Origin of the sequence: Burkholderia metallica, from assembly GCF_902832845.1 — a bacterium.
Lineage (GTDB): Bacteria > Pseudomonadota > Gammaproteobacteria > Burkholderiales > Burkholderiaceae > Burkholderia > Burkholderia metallica.
The window spans coordinates 232141-250742 of the sequence record NZ_CADFDB010000006.1; the positions used below are offsets into that span (position 1 = coordinate 232141).

The window sequence follows — 18602 nt, forward strand, 5'->3', positions numbered from 1 at the left end:
TTGAGGCTCACTGCAAGTGTTCCGGCGCATCCGTGCCGGTATCCGGATGCTGCTGCAGGTTCGGGTCGAAGGTGGCGATTCGCGCGGCCCAATCGGCAACGCCGTACTCGATCAGCTTCGTCGCGTAGTCGTAGACGTAGCGGCTTCGGCGGTACGGATCAGGAACGTCGATCCGGTAGCGCTCGGTCAGGCGATACACACGGCCGCGCGTCATCGGGAAAGTCCGCTCGATCAGGTGGCGATGCGCGACCTCCATCACCAGAATCAGGTCGGCCCACCGGCAGGTCCGGTCATCGACGCATCGGGCCCGATGCGCCGACAGGTCGAAGCCACGCGCGATCAACAGCGCGTTCATCACAGGATCGGCCGGTGTCCCGCGGATCGCCGCGACGCCGGCCGACTCCACCGTGCGACCGGGCAGCGCGCGCGACAACAGCGCCTGCGCGGCCGGGCTGCGGCATACGTTGCCGGTACACACCACCAGGATCCGTTTCATCATTTCGTGACGATCGCGGCCGTCAGGCCCGCGTTGATGGCCGGAAGCAGTTGCGCGAGCACGCGGCCGAAGCGCGCCAGCTTCGTGCTGTCGACGTACACGACGTCGCGCGGCTGCAGCTCGAACTCGTTGGCGAGCACCATCGACACCGGCGACCTGCCATCCAGATGAAACACCTGCGCCTGCCGGTCCGCGCCGGCGCGAATCACGTAGGTTTGCTTCGGATCGGCCGTGCCCTGGTTCACGCTGCCCGCCTGCGACAGCGCGTCGGCCAGCGTGAGCCGGCCGTTGCGCTGCGGCAGCGCCGTCGTCGGCTTGTTGACTTCGCCCATCACGTACACGCCGAACTGGTCGCGCGCGCCGACCTGCAGCAGGTCACCGTTGCGCAGCACGATGCGCGACGGATCGACGCGCTCGCGAATCAGCCCCGACAGGTCGACCGGATAGGCGACGCCGTCGCGCACGAGCGTCATTCGGCTCTGATCGGCGTCAGCTGTGAAGCCGCCCGCGCGCGCGACTGCTTCGAACAACGTCATCGGCGTGTCGTTGAGCGGTTGCGCGCCAGGCGCATGAACTTCGCCGTCGATGTAGACGCGATTCGCGCGATACGACGCAACGCGCACCGTCAACTGCGGCGCGACGAACCACTTCGACAGCCGCGCGCGAAGCGCGGACTGAATCTCGCTCGTGTTCATGCCGGCGACATGCAGTTCGCCCACGTACGGAAAAGCCAGGTTGCCGGCCTGATCGACCACGAAGCCCGCCGGCGGATCGGCAGGGCGCACCTGTTGCGTGCCCGGGTTGCCCTGCGCCGCGGCCAGTTCGGGGTGATCCCACACGGTGATCTGCAGCACGTCGCCCGCGTCGATCGCGTATGGCGCCGGCGCGGCAAAGAGCGCCGCGCGCATGCGTTCATCCTGTGTGCGCGCCTCGCGCCGCTGGGCCGCGATCAACTCGCCGTCGATCGGCCCGATCGGTACCGACGCCGCCGCTTCACGCAAAGCGGGTGCGTTTTTCGGCTGGCCGAGCGATGCCGCAACGATGCGATGCATCGACACCGTCAAGCCGCCCTCGTATGTCTGCGTCGCGATACCATCATCGTGAGGCGCATCATCCGCGAGGTTCATATGCATGCCCGGTTCGACCGCGCAAGCACACAGCAGCACGACGGGCAAGACCGTCATCGCCGATCGCAATCGTTGCGCCCGTGAGCCGGGCCGTTTTCCTGTTTCCATTTCCGTTGTCCAGACACCGTACGTCGACGCGTCATTCAATAGGCATTGCGATGCGTGAATCCATACAAAACGGTCGCCGCCACGATCCGCATATCCATCGCAAACGACCAGTTATTCAGGTAATAGAGATCGTGTTCGATCCGCCTCTGCATCTTCTCGATGCGATCCGTCTCGCCGCGATGGCCGTTGACCTGGGCCCAGCCGGTGATGCCCGGCTTGATCCGGTAGCGCTGGATATAGCCGTCGACCAGGTGCCGGTAGAAGCGGTCGTGCTCCACCGCATGCGGGCGTGGCCCGACCACCGACATGTCGCCCTTCAGCACGTTGAAGAACTGCGGCAGTTCGTCGAGGCTCGTGCGCCGCAGCAGCGCGCCGACACGCGTGACGCGCGGGTCGCCTTGCGTCGCCTGCCGGACTTCGCCAGGCTCGCGCGGGTCGCACATGCGCATCGTCCGGAACTTGTAGATCGTGAAGACGCGCCCGTAAGCACCCCTGCGTTGCTGCCGGAACAGCACCGGCCCCGGCGACGACAACTTGACCGCCAGCGCAACGACGGCCATCAGCGGCGCGATTCCGATCAACGCCAGGCCCGCGAACACGCGATCGAACATCGCCTTGCCCGCCAGCGCCCGCGCGGACAGCGGCGACGAGACGAGATCGAGCGCGCGGCCACGAATCGCGCCGTCCGGATGAAGCGGCGTCATACCGGTGAGATCCGGCATGAAGCGGATGTCGACCAGATCCTCGGCGAACGCGCGGACGATCTCGCCGACACGATCGGCCTCCGACAACGGCAACACGATCCAGACTTCCCCGACCTGTGCGCGACGCACGTGCTCGACGAATTTGGCCAGGTCACGATGCACGGCCTGTTCTTCCGGCCCGATCGGCGACGGACCGGACATGTCGAAGATTGCGGCTATCCGGAACGGCCGCCACGTTTCACGCGCATCGCGGCCAACGAGCGTCCGGCAACGTTCGAGATGCCCGACGAGCGCAACCGATTTGCGCCGCGCATGCCGCGCCGCCGCGCCAACGCCGAGCCACCACCGCACGGCCTGCGACACGACGAGCGCGACCGCCGACAACGCAAACCAGCCGGCTACCCAGTCGAGCGCGATCGGAAATTGCCGGTCGTGCGCCGTGACGGAAACCGCGCCGACACACAACGCGACGGCCAGACAGGCCGGCGCGAGCCACACGCGACGCCACGACAGGCGGCACTTGGGATCGCCGTACAAGCCGACCAACGGAAACAGGAGCAGCGCGCACGCGATCGAAACGGCCATCAGCACGGCATCCGATTCGGCAGACGGCGAGCCGCCCAGCCAGCTTCTCGCCGCCCATGCGGTAGCGACAAGCAGCGCGGCATCCAGCAACCTGAACCGCGACGCTTTTCCGCGAACGGCGGGGGTGTATCTAGTTTGGTTTAACGAAGGCATAACCCTGGGCGATCACCGTCGCGGTCGATCGGCAATGGAACTGCAGCGCATCGTCACGCAATGCATGCCACGCCGGCACGGATCGACTCCCGAACCGTTGATCGATTTCATCTATTGTTTAGCAATGCGAACCTGATTCGATTGACACAGGCCTTCAATCAAATGTTACGAACCGTTGATTTTCGAACCTGGTGGACGTGACCTGACAACTTCAACGAGACCGACGCTCTCCGCTTACCACGAGCTCATCGCTTATCGAGACGATGTAAGACTTGGATACTGCCACCACGATCTGGCGTTTTAAATCGTTCAAGTCCTAAAAAAATTGATATAGAGACTTTTCTTGTCCTATTTGCCAATGAGGCCCCTGCCTACATGGCAGATTGATTGATGTCAATTGGTCAAGCACGCGGTGCGATGCGCATCGGGTCACTTCGCGAGACAGTGTGGAAGCACCACCATCCCGCGGACACGATGGCCGACGATTGCGACGTGTGTCGCCGTTGCGATAAGTGCGGCGTCAATGCGCCGCTACGCGTGGGTGGTCGGTTTTCGCTGCGCGTCCTGACGAGCAACGCGCGCCAGCGTCACTTCCGCGCTTCATCTCGGGTGCCGGCCGACCCGGTGTCGACGTGCATCGACGTCGTCTATTCCGACATGACGTCCCGGCTCCGCGACGAATTCGAGGATCTCGACAGTGACAAAAGGGCGCGCGTGTGCCGCGCGCTCGTCACGATGCCGCTCGTGCGCATCCATCGCGGCAACGTCAGCGTCAACGCTCGGCTCGCGTGTTAGAACAAGAAAGTCTGCTTTGAGCGTGATCGAAATTTCGCAGCGAGATCGCGTGCGGGGCGCAATCCGACGCGTAAACGGAACGCCGCCGGCAAGCCGGCGGCAAAAGATGCGTCCACGGATGACGTGGCGCACGTGAGGCACTCGATTCGGCGAGCGCGGGTCATTCAGCCGTGAACGACCCGCGCGACGCTGCTGCGCCGGAGGTGCTCGCTCAGTTCTGCGTGAGCGGATTCAGCGTCGTGCACAGGAAGCCCGTGCAGTTGGCCGGCTTGAAGTAGAACGACGCCATCACCGGCGTCGACGTGCCGAGCGCGAGATCGCCCAGGTACGCGGCGCCCTGCGCGCCGAAATTGTTCGACTGCTGGACGAAGCTGTCGCTGGTCGACTGGATCGCGGCCGACTGGTACGTGAAGGTCGGCGACTGGGTCTGGTCCTTCACGTAGACCCACGAGATCGTGCTGCCGAACAACATCCCGCCCTTCGCGCGATAACCCTTCGCGCCTTCGCTGTTGGCCTGCGCGATGAAGTCGCTGACGTTCGTCGCCGGCACCAGCGCATCGTACATATAGGTCGCGTTCGACGCGTTGTTCTTCATGTACACGTTCGCCTGCACCGATCCGACCATCATCGGGCCCAGGAACCAGTAGCCCGACTGGCCCTGGCCGTTCGCCTGCGTGAGGAACGCGTTCGTGTCGGCCGGCAACGCCGTCGTCGCGTACGTATAGGTCGCCGACGAGCCGCCGTCCTTGCGATAGAGATAGCCGTACGTGAGCGGCCCTTCGTAGCGGTAGCCGCTCGTGCCTTGCGCGTTGGCCTGGTTGACGAAGCCCGTCATGTCGGACGGCGCCGCCTGCAACTGGTACGTGTACGTCTGCGCCGCGCCGTCGTTCACGAAGATCGAACGCGACCCGCCGTTCGACGCGCTGTAGAAGTAGTCGCCCAGATAGCGATAGCCCTTCGCGCCTTCGCTGTTGAGCAGCGTCAGGAAGCTCGCCTGATCCGCCGCGGTCGGCTGCGCGTCGTAGCGCAGCGTCAGCGTGCTGCCGCCCGAGCCACCGCTGCCGCCGCTTCCCGTCCCGCCGGAACCCGTGCCGCCGGTGCCGCCGGTGCCGCCACTTCCGCCGTTGTTGCTCGTGCCCGATCCGCCGGATGCCGCGGGCGAGGAATTATCGTCGCCGCCGCAAGCAGTCAGCGCCAGACAGGTCAATGCGATCAATGCAACGGCTTTCATCGGAATCACCTTTCAAACGAACAGGACGAACGCAACCGGCACGCGCGAATCGTTCCGCACGCACGGACCATCACGAATCAAGCATCAGGAATCGGCCGGCGGCGCACCGCCGGCCCGGGGACGTCAGTTGACCTGCAACTGGCCGCCGCGGCCGAGGCCGCCCTTGACGTCCTGCGCCTTGTAGCTGCGCAGTGCCACGACCATCTTGTTGTACGCGTCGATGAACGCGACGACCGTCGCCTTGCCTTCCGGCGTCGACGAGAAGCCGGCCAGCGCACCGCCCACGCCGCCGCCGAAGCCGCCCAGCGCCGCGCCGTAGTTGGTCGCCGTCGAGCTGCCTTCCGACGCCGCGATCTGCACGGCCGAGCGCACGTCGAACAGCGTCAGCGTGACGACCGACGCCTTCGTCTGCAGGTGGCCGGCCACCGCCGCGACCGCGCTGTTGCCGATCAGCCCGCCGATCATGCTGCCGATACCGCCGATCGGCGAATCGTTGATGACGATCTGCGGTTCCATGTAGTAGTCGGCCGCGACACGCTGGCCCTTCTGCTGCTTCGAGCCCGCGCGGTATTCGCCCGAGTTGCGCTGCAGCTGCGTGATGCGCGACAGGCGCGCGTCGCTCTTCTGGTTGCCGATCGACGTGATCACGAAGCAGTTCGACTGCTGGACGGCCAGGCGCAGCAGCGGGTCGATCGTCGTCATCTTGGTCGCGCTGCCGAACGGGCCCCACCAGTCGGCGTTGCGGCCGTCGTCGACGGCGATCGTGCCGAGCGGCGACGTGCAGCGCTGCAGCCCCGTATCGGCGCCGGCGCTCGCGCCGCCGGCCGCGGCGCCCGTCACGCCCGCGTTCTGGCCGCCGGGCGTCACCATGCCGCCGCAACCTGCGACGGACGCGCAAAGCGCTGCAACCAGCGCACCTTGGGTGAGACGTTGGGAAAGGTTGGTCTTCATGTCGTTGTCGATCGATTAGAGTCGTTGTTCGGCTTATGTGTTCGTGCGAACTTCGATAAGCCCCCCGGCGTGGCGCGCGATGGTGGTCTCCCCGCTGCAGCCCCCGTTGCTTTATGCCCGGTCAGTAGTACCAGTACGTCTGCTGCCAGACGCCGTAGTACGGATAGCCCGAGTTCCAGTAGCCGTAATAGACGTCACGCCATTGCGTGCGCCATTTCCAGTCTTCTTCGTCTTCCTTCTTCGCCTTGCGCGCCAGGTCGAGCAGCTTCTTCGACTCCTTGTCGCCGCGGGCCGCCGCGATCGACAGCCACTTCTCCGCTTCGCGCGCGTCGGAGCCCATTTCCTCCAGGCCGAACAGGTAGAAACTGCCGAGCGCCTTCTGCGCCTGCAGGTCGCCGCGCTCGGCGGCCTCGCGCATCCACTTGAGCGCCTGGTAGCTGTCCTGGCGCACGCCGTCGCCGCGGAAATAACGCAGGCCGAGGTCGTACGCGGCCTTCGGCTGGGTCTTCGCCGTCTGCTTCAGCGCAGCGATGCGCGGATCGTCGCGCTCCTCCGAATCGTCCCTTTTTTGATAGGACACCTGATCTTTGGGGCGATCAAAACAACCCGTGTCGTCGCAGATCCGCACCGTGCTGCTGGTGATCGACGGATCCTGCGCGCACGCGGCCAGTAGCAACAGCAGCCCCGGTGCGAGTAAACGGCGGTACATCGTTACCTTCCTCAAGTTTTTTATTGGCGCCGCAATTCTTCGCGCTATCCCACCCCCGGGAGCGCACACCCGGCGGCGCGCGGCGCAACGGATACAATCCGTCGACGCCGACACGCACTCCAGGGCTCTCTCAGGCTCTCTCTTCGAATCGTTCGGTCACTGCTGCATGGCTGTCGCTTTTCGCTTGCCGATCGTGGCCGGCATCGATCCCCAAACATGACGCGACAAACAATAGTGACGTGGTGAGCAATAATAATGAAGAAAAATGGCATGTCAAGGTCATTCGCGTTTTCAAAGGTTGCATGACGCGTCAGTTTTGATATGCTCTCCCTCGCCAAAACCCCTGGAGACCCCATCGAGATGTCCAACAGCGAGCAGGCCAACGTCGATCTCATCACCGCCAACAAGGTGCGCGACCTACTGAACCGGAACGGCATTCCGCCGCGCAGTCACAACACGACGATCGCGAACGTGCTCGGCCTGAGCTTCTCGGTCGTCACGCGCAAGATGAAAGGCCTGATCCCGTGGAACCTGTCGCAGCTGCAGGACATCGCGACGCACTTCGGCGTGCCGCCCGCGATCCTGCTCGACGACAAGGGCACGCAGCCTGCCGCCGCCGAGATGATCGACGCGACGCTCGTGATCGAATCGCGGCGCCTGCGCTGTCGCGCCTCGATCTCGACCAAGGCCAGCAGCCAGATCGAGACGGACTTCGTCGCGCTGCAGTGGCAGGGCGAATGGCTGATCACCGAGCGTCAGCACGCGCGCGAGGGCCGCACGTACCCGGTCGACGTCATCGAGCTGCGCTCGACGCAGCCGAACGTCTATGCGGCGCGGATCGCGGTGGTCGACGATTCGCAGGACGTCGCCGAAACGGTATGTGAATATTTCATCGAAAAAGGCGTGAACGCGATTCCGTACTTCGACGGCGCGACGTTCCGCAAGGCACTGGAAGTCGAGGATTTCGACGGCTACATCCTCGACTGGATGCTCGGCGACCAGACGGCCGCCGAACTCGTGCGCGGCATCCGCTCGAGCGAGAACAGCGGCGCGCCGATCTTCCTGCTGACCGGCAAGATTTCGACCGGCGAAGCGAGCGAGGACGAAATCGCGCACATCGTGTCGCACTACAACGCGCGCTGCGAGGAGAAGCCGGTGCGCCTGCCGATCCTGTTCGCCGAAGTGGCGCGCGAACTGAAGATCACGCTGCCGGCCGCCGCCGCCGCGAACTGAGAGCACGACAGCAAACCACCACCGCACGACCGAGGGCACGACATGCGAATTTCGACCATCTGGATCAAGCGCCTGCTGACGGCCTGCCTGCTCGGCATGGCTGCCGCGAGCTGGGCCGCTTCGTCGTTCACGTTCACCGTGGACGGCAAGATCGACAAGCACAACCAGCAGGGCAAGACGGCGTACGTGTTCTCCGAGCAGGCGCTGATGGCGCTGCCGCAGCACACGATCGTCACGTCGACGAGCTGGACGCCGAGGGCGACCTTCACCGGCCCGCGCCTGTCCGACATCCTGAAGATGGTCGGCGCGCATGGCACGCAGATCGAATTCCGCTGCATCGACGAGTACACGTTCACGATTCCGGTGTCCGATGCCGATCGTTACGGCGTCATCCTCGCGCGGACGATGAACGGCAAGGTGCTCGGCAACGACAACTACGGCCCGCTGTGGATCATGTATCCGCGCGACCAGTACCCCGATGAACTGAAGACGCCGCTCGGCGAAGCCAAGTTCGCGTGGCAGATCATCGGCCTGACGGTGAAATGAAGCGCGGGCGATGGAAAAATAGAAAAATCATCCTGGTCCTCGGCTCGCTGTGGATCATGGGGTTCGCCGCGTGGGCGTTCCTGCTGTGGGACCTCCTCGCCACGTCGGTCAACGAGGGCGTGCTCGAAGGGCCGCGCGAAGGCGTGTTCTGGACCGCGTCGCAATACCGGAACGTCTACACGCGTTTCGACCGGCAACTGATCCTCTACGCGACGCATCAGGACGACGATTTCAATCACGTGCAGATGCAGCTCGACAGCCTGTCGGTGTCGTTCGGCTTTCTGCAGCGGCCGTCGGAAGTGTCCGAATACTGGCTGCGCATCCCGCGCGCGCGCAACGAGATCGAAGCGCTGGGCGAATTCATGACGCGCCTGAAACGCGAAGTGCCGTTGCTGCGCGACGCGCCGAAACAGGCGCAACAGGTGATCGACGAGGTCAATGCGTACTGGCCGAAGGTCAACGCCCTCGCGAACTACTTCCGCGCGATCGAGATGGCGCAGCGCGACTTCACGTTCCATCAGCTGAAGGAAAAGCAGCGTGCGATCCTGATTCTCGGCATGGTGCTCGGCGTGATCCTGTGCGCGCTGTTCCTGCTGCTGTTCTATACGATGCGCACGCGTGACGACCTGCTCGAACGGCAGGACGCGGCGCTCGACGCCGAACGCAAGGCGTCGGACCGCGCGTTCGAGATGATCGAGGCGAAAAACGCGTTCCTCGGGATGGTCAGCCACGAGTTGCGCACGCCGCTGCAGGCGATCTGCGGGTCGGTCGAGATCCTGCTCGCGCGCCCGCAGTCGGACGCGAACCTGAAGACGATCCGGCGGCTGCAGAATTCCGCGCTGTCGCTCGAAGCGCTCGTCAAGGATCTGACCGACTACATCAAGCTGCGCTCGACGAAGCGCCTCGCCGAACAGGAAACCGTCGGCATCGCGTCGCTGCTCGCCGAGGTGTTCGACCCGCTGCGCGAGAAGATCGCGTCCAGGCGGATCGTGGTCACGCAACGGGTCGAGCCGCACGGCCTCGCGATCCGCTCCGATCGCAAGCTGCTGCGCCAGGTGCTGTCGAACCTGATCGAGAACTCGGTCAAGTACACGCCCGGCGGATCGATCGACGTGTCGATCACGCTCGTCGACGCGCCGGCCGGCCCGCAAGTGAAGATCGTGGTGCGCGACACGGGCACCGGCATCGCGAAGCAGCACCTGTCGAAGATCTTCGAGCCGTTCTACCGCGCGAACGACGCGGTCGGTCTGCATGTGGATGGGATCGGCATGGGGCTCGCCGTCGTGCGCGAAATCGTGACGACGTTGCGCGGGCATGTGGACGTGCGCAGCGTGGTCGGCGAAGGCAGCGAATTCGTCGTGACGCTGCCGGCCGAAGTGCCCGGCACCGACACCGCCGGCCACGCGGCCGGCGATACGCCCGCACTGCCGCACGCGGCCGCGCTCCGCGGCCGGCGCGCACTGGTGGTCGACGACGACGACAACGCGCGCGAAACGCTCGGGGCGATGCTGTCGGCGCTCGGCCTCGACACGGAGCTGTGCAACACCGGGCAGGAAGGCATCGCGCGCTTCCGCGCAAGCCGTTACGACATCGTCGTGCTCGATCTCGAACTGCCCGACCTGAGCGGCTTCGAAGTCGCCCGGCGCATGCGCGCCGTTGCGCAACCCGACACCGACGGCCGGCATCCGGCGATCCTCGGCGTCAGCGCGTATGAATCGGCAGCGCTGCGCGAGAACCAGCGGATGTTCGACGCATTCCTGCCGAAGCCGGTACACCTGCGCGAACTCGGCGCCCTTGTCGAGAAGCTGCTCGGCTGATTCGGCATGCCGCGTGCAAACGCGCACTGCATTGCGCGCCGGCGCCGCATCATGCGTTCCCGCTCACATTCCCGCCTATTCGCCGATCAGATGCAGCACGATATCGCGCCGGTGCGCCGCACGACGATGCTCGAACAGATAAATCCCCTGCCAGGTGCCGAGCACCATGCGGCCATGCTCGACCGGAATCGACAGCTGCACCTGCGTGAGCGCCGTGCGCAAATGGGCGGGCATGTCGTCGGGGCCTTCGGTGTCGTGCTCATAGCGGCTTTCGTCTTCCGGCGCGAGCGTCGCGAAGTAGCGTTCCAGATCGCGCCGCACCGACGGATCCGCGTTCTCCTGGATCAGCAGCGAAGCCGACGTATGCCGGCAGAACACGGTAAGCAGGCCCGTGCGAATCGACTGCTGGTCGACGAAGGCGCGCACCTGTTGCGTGAACTCGACGAGGCCGCTGCCGCGCGCGTCGACGGAGATATGCGTGATGGCCTGTTGCATGATCGTGACGTCAGGCCAGCGCGGCGAAGCCGTCGGCCTCGATCTGTTTCGCATCGGCCGGCCGCACGACGCGCGCAACCTCGACGCCGTCGCGCAGGAACACCAGCGTCGGCCACAGCTTGACGCGGAACGAGCGGCCGAGCGGACGGCCCGGCCCGTCCTCGATCTTCAGGTGACGCACGGCGGGATGCGCGGCGAACGATTCGACGATCGCGGGCTGCGCGGCCGCGCAGATGCCGCACCAGTTGGCGCCGAATTCGATGACGGTCGCGCCGGCGAGTGCTTCGACTTCCTCGCGGGTCGGTGCGTTGGCGGTATAGCGTTGTGGCGTGTCCATCGGGGCCCTCATGTGCAATTCCGGAATGCGGTCGCGCGGCAGGCGCGCGGCCTGCGATTTCTTACTGTAGCGGAAAAGCATGCGCGATGCCGATGTGCTCGCGGCCGTTTGCGCCGCGCATGCTCGCGCCGTTGCCGTGCATTGCATGCGCTGCTTTGCGAGCAATTTCCGTGCGTCGCCGCGGCGTCGATCCCGGATCGCACGACGGGCACGCATCCGGTGCCCGAATCGAAGCGCGCGAGAGGCTACATGTACGAGCCTGACAAGTTCGGCACGGCGGGGCTGACGGAAACGCCATCGCAGACCGTGTCGTCGCCGCGCGCGCTCGAGTGCCCGATTCACCTGGAATGGGTCGTCGCGGCCACGCACGGCCTCTCCGATGAAACGCCTGACCTGCTCGGGAAGATCACGTTGTTCGAGGTGCGCATCCAGCGTGTGCACGTGCATCCCGACCTGCTGGTGGACGGCCATCCGGACCGCATCGATCCGGACAGATGGTCGCCGCTGATTATGAGTTTCCAGAAGTTTTACGGTCTGGCGCCGCGGCAGTTGCATGCGTCGAGGCTCGCCGCGATTCCCGAGCGCGCGTATCGCAGCCCCGACATCGAGCGTTCGCGCGATGCGGGCGTGCCGGCCGACGCCCGGGCGATGATGAAGCGCGATGTGACGGCCCGCGCCGGCCGGTGCGCCGAGACCGATCGGATAAAATACGGCCGGCCATACTCATTGGCCGATGACCGAACCGACGGAGTGTTTTCAGTGATTCAAGCTACCCCAGTATTCAAGGACAACCTCGCGCAATTGCCGGCCATCGACGGCATCGCGCGCATCGATCTCGTCGGCGCGAACGGCGACGTGGTCGCCAGCATCGAGAACCAGCCGGGCAAGCAGGGTTCGCTCGCGGTCTACCATTACCTGAAGCAGGCATTCGGCGCGCTCGACGCGAAGGCTGCCGAGCATGGCCTCGCGGTGTTCGCGGAGCACACCGCCGACGCACGCAACCGCCCCGGCGCGCACCCGAACGTCGATCGCCTGCTCGCGATCGCGGCCGGCGGCGACGCGCTGCGCATCGACGTCGTCGAGAAGGGCTGAACGACAGGCGGGGCGATGATGCCGCCTCGATGCGCAGCACGCCCACGCATCTCGTCGATGGGTGCCGACGAGTTACGGAAGTTTGACATTCATCTGTGCGCCCGATGTCTCAGCGCCCCCCACTCGCGGCAACCTTGATCGTCATCGCGTTCAGATGGCTGGTGATCGACCCGAGGACGCCGTCGGGGTGTATGCCGTCGAAATTGCGACTGGACGCATTGGAATCGTGTCCGTGCCGATGACGAGCGACAATATGGCGTTGACGGTCGCCGCTCCGTGCCACCAGCATCGTCGCGAAACCGCGCTTGAAATTTGCGTTTCCTGCTCTATGTTAGGTGCCGCTCAAGCAGTCGCGGCTCACGCGCTGCGTGTTTCGATTTGTTTGCCAGCGAGATCTCGCGCGGGTCGGCGAACTGGAGCGCGTGGCCCGGTTCGTCCCTCGTGCGAGGTTCAACCGGGAGCGAATCATGAACGATCCTTTCTTCACCTTCGATCGGCTAGCGAAGACCCACCGCCGACAGCGGCACATTGCCCACGTCATCACGGGTTTTCGGGCTGGCCGGCGGGCAGCGCGCAACGGTTACGGTCGCTACGCGCCAATCGGCGTTCGGGTACGCGTTGCCCGCAATCCATTCGTGTTGCGCCGCGCGGACCGGCCCGCCCCGACCAGCCGACCGAAGCCGCCCCGTCGTCGGGTAGTGGCGTCCGGACGCATGTTCCATCCTGTTGCGTTTTTCCGCGTCACGCCCGCTGGCGGCGGCTCCATGCGCGACGGGAGGCGGCCATGCTGAGCTCGCGAGAATTCGCGACGCTGATACTGGTGTGCGAGGCGCCGAATGACCCGGCGTTCGAATCCGTGGTGCGGTCGGCGACCTGCGCGCGCCGGATGCGACGGTACGCCAACATCGATCTCATCACCGCCAACAAGGTGCGCGATTGCCTGAACCGGAACGGCATTCCGCCGCGAAGTCACAACACGACGATCGAGAACGTCACTCGGTCCGAGCTTCTCGGTCGTCACGCGCAAGGCACCCTCGTTCGGCTTTGACGACAACCCGTTTCGTCATGGCGTCGTGCACCTGCATGCCGACCGGACTCAGTTGTACTCAAGCACATAAGTCAGCGTGGCATCCGCCTTGCCCGCCTTGACCTCTCCGCCGCTGACGACGTAGCGCGCCTTGCCTGAAAAGTGGTAGAACTCGGTGTTGGTGCCGCTGCTCGTCCAGCTCATTGGCATCGCTTTCGCCTTGGAGAAAGGCAGGGCCACCCCGTTGGAGTTGGTAAGCGCCACGCCGACGCCTTGCGCCCTGCCGGCTTCGCCCTGTCCGTCCGTGAGCAGCAAGCCGTCGCGCGGCGAGTTGCCCTTGAAGTAGATGGACACCGGTGGCTTGGTGGTCGAGTTCATGCCATCGCAGCGGATATCCAGCGAAAAATCCTTCTGAAGCGTGGCGCCCTGCTTGAGTTCACTGATGGAGGGCCGCCCCAGATTCACGGTGGGTGCAGACGACTGGTTGTAGCAACTGCTGAAGTAGATCTTGTTCACCAGCGTGGTCTTCATCTGTGTACCCGTAATAGGGATAGTGGTCCTCGGATTGGTGCCGATGTAAAAGGAGGTACTCAAATCAAACGGCGTAATGCTGCCACTTCCAACATCCATCGCAGTACGAATGAACTCCACACGCATGATGTCGAATGGATATATTAGAACTCCTGAGCCTGTGGTTGTCCCTTCGTAGGGTGGCTCCGTGAGTAAACCCCAATTAACGGTTGCCTTGAAGCTAAAACGCATGCCAATGCCGGGGAGCCCGGATTCGTAGATTTTCTTGCTCTGGTCCTGTAGCGGCAACGAAACCGTCATGTTGCTCAAACCAAGAATATCGCCTTTAGCGCACAAGAAGCTAGGCGGATTGGCTAATGGTGCCTGAACTTCATAGTAGGCCATCACTTGGCCAATGGCAGCGGGCGCCAGCGTCAGGCTTGCAGGCAACTGCGGAAACGTTACCGGGGTGATCTTCCCTCCGGCCTGCGTACATACGGCCTGGGCCTCTCCGACCCCCACGCCGACTAGCAGCATGAGCGACAACACGGCCGTTCGGAGAAAACGGGTATTGCGAGTCGATATCGCAGAAATGTATTCGAGACGTGTTTGATAAAGCATCTGAGTTCCTTGTATTTCAGGATCGGGACAGGAATAGCCGTTGGAACGCGGATCATTGCGCGCCAGCCACCGTGCGCGCAGACAGGCACATTGCGGCTTGACGTTCGTATGCCAGTTCCTTGTTCATCGTCGGCAATTGATAGGACACCTTGCAGCTATTGTTGCCCCACTGCACGTCGATGCTGCCCTGGTCCTCGATGCCGAACACGAGCAGGCGCGACTGGTTGTCCACCATGCCGAGCAGCTTGCCCTTCGCGTCGTACGCCTGCGCGCCGAACGGCACCTTGCCGCCTGCGTCCCGGCTCAGCTCGAACTGCACGCGCCGGCCCGACTCCGCGTCGAAGCGGGTATTCACGATCGCCCCGCGCGTCGGCACCACCATCTTCGCGTTGTCGGCGATCTCCGTATGCGTGCCGATACTCGCCGAATCGACGTTCAGCCAGTTCTGACGGTACGGCTGCAGATACGGCAGGATCGCGTAGCCGCGCCGGTCGGTGCGCACCGTCGGCGCTCCCCCGAACGTGACGTCGCGCACCTTCGGCACCTCAACCACCGCGAACGTCTCGCCGAGCGGCTGGCCGAGCGTGACCCCGCCGCCATGCACGACGACGGAGCCCGATGCGCCCGCGTCGAAATGCCGGCCCGAGCGATCCTGCGTGAAGTTGCCGGTCAGCTTCGCGTTCGGCGTATCCCAGCCCGCGCTCACGCCGCCCGAACCGCCGCCGCCGCGGCTATAGCCCGCCTGCACGCCGTAGTTGACAGTGTTGCTGTCGTTCAGGTACCCCGACACGCCGGTCTGTACGTTGAAGTCGCCGCGCGCCGACGACACCGCATTCGCGTACAGTCGATGCGTGCTCGACGCCTTGCCCAGCGGAATGCTGACCGACACGTTGAACTGCGTGTCAGGCTGGGCGAACGGCCCCGACTCCTGGATGTGCGACGCCGACAAGCTGTAGCTGACGTTCTTGTAGCTGTTGCTGTAGCCGACCTGCAGGCGCCGGCTGCGCCCTTCGCCGTTCCAGTAGGTCGTGTCGCCTACGCCGGCGAACATCGAGCCGCTCCCGAGCGGCTGGTTGACGTTCACGTCCAGACGGCTTTTCTGACGCGCGACGCGCGGCCCGTACGAATGGTCCGTGTCTTCCACATGCTGGCTCAACGTCCGGTAGCCGTCCGTCGAATAGCGATAGCCGACCATCGTGAACGTGGTGTTGGTCGAATACAGCGTCTTCGAATACAGGAACCGCACACTCTGACCTTGCCGCGTACCCGTCGACGTGCGCGACCGGCTCGTCGTGACGTCCAGCGACAGGCCGCCGATGCGCGTATTCATGCCGATGCCGAGGGCGGCCGCCACGTAGTTTTCCGCAGCGATAATGCCGCCGTAGCCGGTAAAGTTGTCAGTGGCACCGTACACCAGCGTGCCCTGCGTGAATTTCGGGCTCGACTGGCCCTGGGCGCGAAACTGCCCGGCGGAGAACGCATACCGCAGGCTGCCACGACGAACCATGACCGGCAGGTACGAGTACGGCTGGCTGAACCGGCGCACGCGTCCGTCGGCCTCGGTGATCCTGATCTCGAGATCGCCGTTCGAGCCACTCGGATAGATGTCGGTGATCTCGAACGCGCCGGGCGGCACCGGCGTCGAATAGATCACGTAGCCGTTCTGCCGCACTTCCACCACCGCATTGCTCTCGGCGATCCCGCGCACGACCGGCGCGAAGCCGACCTCGCTGTCGGGCAGCATGCCGAGATCGGTGCCGATCTGTGCGCCAACGAAGCGCACGCTGTCGAAGATGTCGCCGGACGTATACAGCTCGCCAGCCGCTACCTTGCTGCGCAAGCGCCGGATGTCGCGCTCCACGTAGCTGCGGTTGCTGGAGAAACGGCTGCCCGCGCCTGTAGTGCCGGTGAGCGACGATTCGTTGCGAAAACGCCAGCCGCCGGCATTGAAGCCGTTGCGCAAACCGACGAAGTAATATTCGTTGCTGCGGCCGTGACCATCATTGCGGCTGTAGCTGATTTGATAGTCGCTGTACAAAGCGGGGATGCCGTCGTCCCACAGCGACTGGTCCACGTAGCCGCGCGAGGTTCGCGATACATACAGTTGCGGAAAGCTGATGTTCAGCGACAGCGTATTCGACTCGAATTCCACTGAAGCGCCGTCCGCCACGGCGGGCAGGTCCACGATCGTCGTGTCATCCGCGCCTGCGGCAATGCGCCCGTCCTTCTCCAGCCGGGCGACATTCACGCCTGCGGTGCGCAACATCCCGAGGGTCACCGTCGGCTTGACGGTACCGTCGGCATCGGCACGAAACGCCACGTCCTGACGCTTGACCAGCGTATGATTCAGGTAGATGTCGACGTCATAGCTGCCGGGCAGCACCGAACTGCCCTTCTCGAAATAGCTCAGCTCGACCGGCCCTTCGCCCTTGCGCAGAAAGGTTTCGTTGAACTCCACCGCGTGGCCGTGCGTCGGCAACATCAGGCCAAGCAACGCAAGACACGGCATGCCGATCTGCGCGGCCGTCCAGACGTCTCGTTCCTTCGTGAAGTTCTCCATACCTTTTCTCTAAGTTGATTCACCTCCCGAGCGGCATCGCAAGCGCGAACACTCCCTTCCCCGTGGCACCGGCCCGGAGATAACGAAGATGAAGAGGAATACGATCTATCGACCTGGTCGCGTCAACGACCGGTGGTGACGTCGTGCGGTTCGACGGCGCCGTAGTCGTTGATCGATTCGAAGTGGACCTTGGCACCCGCTGCGACGGCGCCAGCGGGTAGATCCTTGACGGCAAAATGGCGGGTGGCGGACGGCGGTACCATCTCGGCGGCCGCGGCATAGTCCCGGCCACCGCTTTGCACCTTGGCTGACGCCAGCGAGACGAAGTAGGCCGATGGATTGGTGACTTCGAGCTGCGTGCTGCCATCGCGCTGAACGAGCCGCCAGCGAAGTTGCGCGGGTGCCTCCTCGACTTTGCCGGGCAAGCCGGCGGGCCGGTAGAAGAACTTGATGCGCTGACGCACGGCAATCTGCAGCGTATTGTCGGTCTTGGCTTTCTGCGGGATCTCCTGCACGTTGAGCCAGAACACCGACTCGCGATCGGCCGGCAGGCCCTGACCGTAGTAAAGGACACGCAGCGTCTGCTGCTTCTCGGCACCGAGACGGCCGAGCGCCGGCGTGATCGCAAACGGCACATCCGACTTTCCGTCGCTCGCATCCATCCACGACTGAATCATCACGTCGTCCGGCGCACGGTTGCGGACCAGAATCGACGCCTCCTTGCTCGGCGCGGCCAGCACGACGCGGGTTCCGTCGAGCGTGACGCCGGCGAACGAAGCGCCAGTAGACAACAACAGCGAACTGACCAGGGCCAGCCCGGCAAAGTGGAATCGTTTCATATCGAATGGAAAATCGTTGATCGGGCGAGGGATGTGCCCCCCCGCCCGAAGGTGGATTACTCGTAGGTCAGCGTGAACGGCAGCGTGCCGTTTGCTTGACCGGCCACGACCTCGGCACCGGCTTTCACGTAGGCAGCGCGCAGCGCCAGGTCGGCCTTATAGACCGGCGCCTCCGGGGTGCCGGTATTGACCAGATCCGCATCGAACGTCTCGTTGGCGTTCAGGTTCAGCAGCGTGCCTGCGGTGTTATAGATGCCAATGCCCACGCCCTTGGCCGTACCGGTCGTCTTCAACAGCCGGTTGTCGCTACCGTCCACACCCGAACCACTGGCAGGGTCGAAGCGAACCTTGACCGTCGTCAGACCCTTGGCGGTCGCGCCGCAGTCGAGACTGAGGTTGATCGCAGTACCAGCGGCAATCCCACCGGCGGCGCTACCGGACAGCGCGTCCACACTGACCTTGCCCAGCTTGACGTCGATCGACTGCTTGCCCTTTTCACCGGTCACCGAAGTCCCGTTACCACCCGCAATGCCGCACGATGCAGCAACGATCTCGCCCGTGAAGTTGATCGTGCCGTCCGCAGCGTGGGCTGCGTTCATCGCCGTGAATGCGAAACCAGCGGCAGCCATCATCATCGTGATTTTTTTCATTTCCAACCTATCCTTT

At 64.3% G+C, this 18602-nt stretch carries 17 protein-coding genes and 2 pseudogenes; 7 read left to right on the forward strand and 12 right to left on the reverse strand.

Going from position 1 to position 18602, the window contains the following annotated elements:
- Positions 1–7: 7 nt before the first annotated feature.
- The 3 genes from HWX08_RS18660 to HWX08_RS18670 all read right to left on the reverse strand — a co-directional run bounded on the left by HWX08_RS18660 (position 8) and on the right by HWX08_RS18670 (position 3173).
- A complete protein-coding gene (locus tag HWX08_RS18660) occupies positions 8–499 on the reverse strand; it encodes a low molecular weight protein-tyrosine-phosphatase (RefSeq protein WP_174920286.1) in 492 nt (163 codons plus the stop codon).
- Positions 496–1548, reverse strand: a complete 1053-nt coding sequence (locus HWX08_RS18665; RefSeq protein ID WP_226239528.1) for a polysaccharide biosynthesis/export family protein — start codon at positions 1546–1548, stop codon at positions 496–498. Before HWX08_RS18665 ends, HWX08_RS18660 begins: the two co-directional genes overlap by 4 nt.
- A 218-nt stretch (positions 1549–1766) precedes the next feature.
- Positions 1767–3173 carry an undecaprenyl-phosphate glucose phosphotransferase gene (locus tag HWX08_RS18670; protein WP_174920284.1) on the reverse strand — a complete coding sequence of 469 codons (1407 nt, stop codon included), beginning with the start codon at positions 3171–3173 and terminating at the stop codon, positions 1767–1769.
- A 474-nt stretch (positions 3174–3647) separates the two neighbouring features.
- Between HWX08_RS18670 and HWX08_RS18675 the strand changes: the two genes are divergently transcribed.
- A complete protein-coding gene (locus tag HWX08_RS18675) occupies positions 3648–3968 on the forward strand; it encodes a hypothetical protein (protein ID WP_175807021.1) in 321 nt (106 codons plus the stop codon).
- Between the two features lie 211 nt (positions 3969–4179).
- Here the strand turns inward: HWX08_RS18675 and HWX08_RS18680 are convergent, their stop codons facing one another.
- The 3 genes from HWX08_RS18680 to HWX08_RS18690 all read right to left on the reverse strand — a co-directional run bounded on the left by HWX08_RS18680 (position 4180) and on the right by HWX08_RS18690 (position 6859).
- On the reverse strand, positions 4180–5199 hold the full coding sequence (locus HWX08_RS18680) for a hypothetical protein (RefSeq protein ID WP_174920280.1): 1020 nt from the start codon (positions 5197–5199) through the stop codon (positions 4180–4182).
- A 123-nt stretch (positions 5200–5322) separates the two neighbouring features.
- Positions 5323–6150 (reverse strand): hypothetical protein, encoded by an 828-nt coding sequence (locus HWX08_RS18685; protein WP_069259032.1) that lies wholly within the window; start codon positions 6148–6150, stop codon positions 5323–5325.
- Between the two features lie 121 nt (positions 6151–6271).
- Positions 6272–6859, reverse strand: a complete 588-nt coding sequence (locus HWX08_RS18690) for a tetratricopeptide repeat protein (protein WP_069259031.1) — start codon at positions 6857–6859, stop codon at positions 6272–6274.
- A 360-nt stretch (positions 6860–7219) separates the two neighbouring features.
- On the opposite strand from HWX08_RS18690, the gene HWX08_RS18695 reads away from it, so the two are divergent.
- Genes HWX08_RS18695 through atsR form a run of 3 tightly spaced genes read left to right on the forward strand, consistent with a single transcriptional unit; the run spans position 7220 to position 10455 of the window.
- A complete protein-coding gene (locus HWX08_RS18695) occupies positions 7220–8092 on the forward strand; it encodes a response regulator (protein ID WP_069259030.1) in 873 nt (290 codons plus the stop codon).
- Between the two features lie 42 nt (positions 8093–8134).
- On the forward strand, positions 8135–8638 hold the full coding sequence (locus HWX08_RS18700; RefSeq protein WP_069259029.1) for a putative pterin-binding protein: 504 nt from the start codon (positions 8135–8137) through the stop codon (positions 8636–8638).
- A complete protein-coding gene (atsR, locus tag HWX08_RS18705; protein WP_174920278.1) occupies positions 8635–10455 on the forward strand; it encodes a hybrid sensor histidine kinase/response regulator AtsR in 1821 nt (606 codons plus the stop codon). The genes HWX08_RS18700 and atsR overlap by 4 nt, the downstream gene beginning before the upstream one ends.
- Positions 10456–10530: 75 nt before the next feature.
- Here atsR and HWX08_RS18710 read toward each other — a convergent pair whose 3' ends face one another.
- Positions 10531–10950: a secondary thiamine-phosphate synthase enzyme YjbQ gene (locus HWX08_RS18710; RefSeq protein ID WP_069259027.1), complete on the reverse strand. Its 420-nt coding sequence runs from the start codon at positions 10948–10950 to the stop codon at positions 10531–10533.
- 10 nt (positions 10951–10960) lie between these two features.
- Positions 10961–11287, reverse strand: coding sequence for a thioredoxin family protein (locus HWX08_RS18715; RefSeq protein ID WP_069259026.1), 327 nt, complete (start codon positions 11285–11287; stop codon positions 10961–10963).
- Positions 11288–11485: 198 nt separating this feature from the next.
- Between HWX08_RS18715 and HWX08_RS18720 the strand changes: the two are divergent.
- The 3 genes and pseudogenes from HWX08_RS18720 to HWX08_RS18730 form a co-directional block, all read left to right on the forward strand.
- Positions 11486–11929, forward strand: a pseudogene (locus HWX08_RS18720) (flavin reductase family protein); the annotation flags it as partial.
- Positions 11930–12046: 117 nt separating this feature from the next.
- Entirely contained in the window at positions 12047–12379 is a 333-nt protein-coding gene (locus tag HWX08_RS18725; RefSeq protein ID WP_174920331.1) for a DUF2322 family protein, read from the forward strand.
- A gap of 886 nt (positions 12380–13265) precedes the next feature.
- Positions 13266–13407 (forward strand): annotated as a pseudogene (locus tag HWX08_RS18730) (helix-turn-helix domain-containing protein); the annotation flags it as partial.
- A 68-nt stretch (positions 13408–13475) separates the two neighbouring features.
- On the opposite strand, the gene HWX08_RS18735 reads toward HWX08_RS18730, so the two are convergent.
- The 4 genes from HWX08_RS18735 to HWX08_RS18750 all read right to left on the reverse strand — a co-directional run bounded on the left by HWX08_RS18735 (position 13476) and on the right by HWX08_RS18750 (position 18586).
- A complete protein-coding gene (locus HWX08_RS18735; RefSeq protein WP_174920277.1) occupies positions 13476–14537 on the reverse strand; it encodes a fimbrial protein in 1062 nt (353 codons plus the stop codon).
- 52 nt (positions 14538–14589) lie between these two features.
- On the reverse strand, positions 14590–17097 hold the full coding sequence (locus tag HWX08_RS18740) for a fimbria/pilus outer membrane usher protein (RefSeq protein ID WP_174920275.1): 2508 nt from the start codon (positions 17095–17097) through the stop codon (positions 14590–14592).
- A 122-nt stretch (positions 17098–17219) separates the two neighbouring features.
- A complete protein-coding gene (locus HWX08_RS18745) occupies positions 17220–17936 on the reverse strand; it encodes a fimbrial biogenesis chaperone (RefSeq protein ID WP_174920273.1) in 717 nt (238 codons plus the stop codon).
- 56 nt (positions 17937–17992) lie between these two features.
- Positions 17993–18586: a fimbrial protein gene (locus tag HWX08_RS18750; RefSeq protein ID WP_174920271.1), complete on the reverse strand. Its 594-nt coding sequence runs from the start codon at positions 18584–18586 to the stop codon at positions 17993–17995.
- Between the last annotated feature and the right edge of the window lie 16 nt (positions 18587–18602).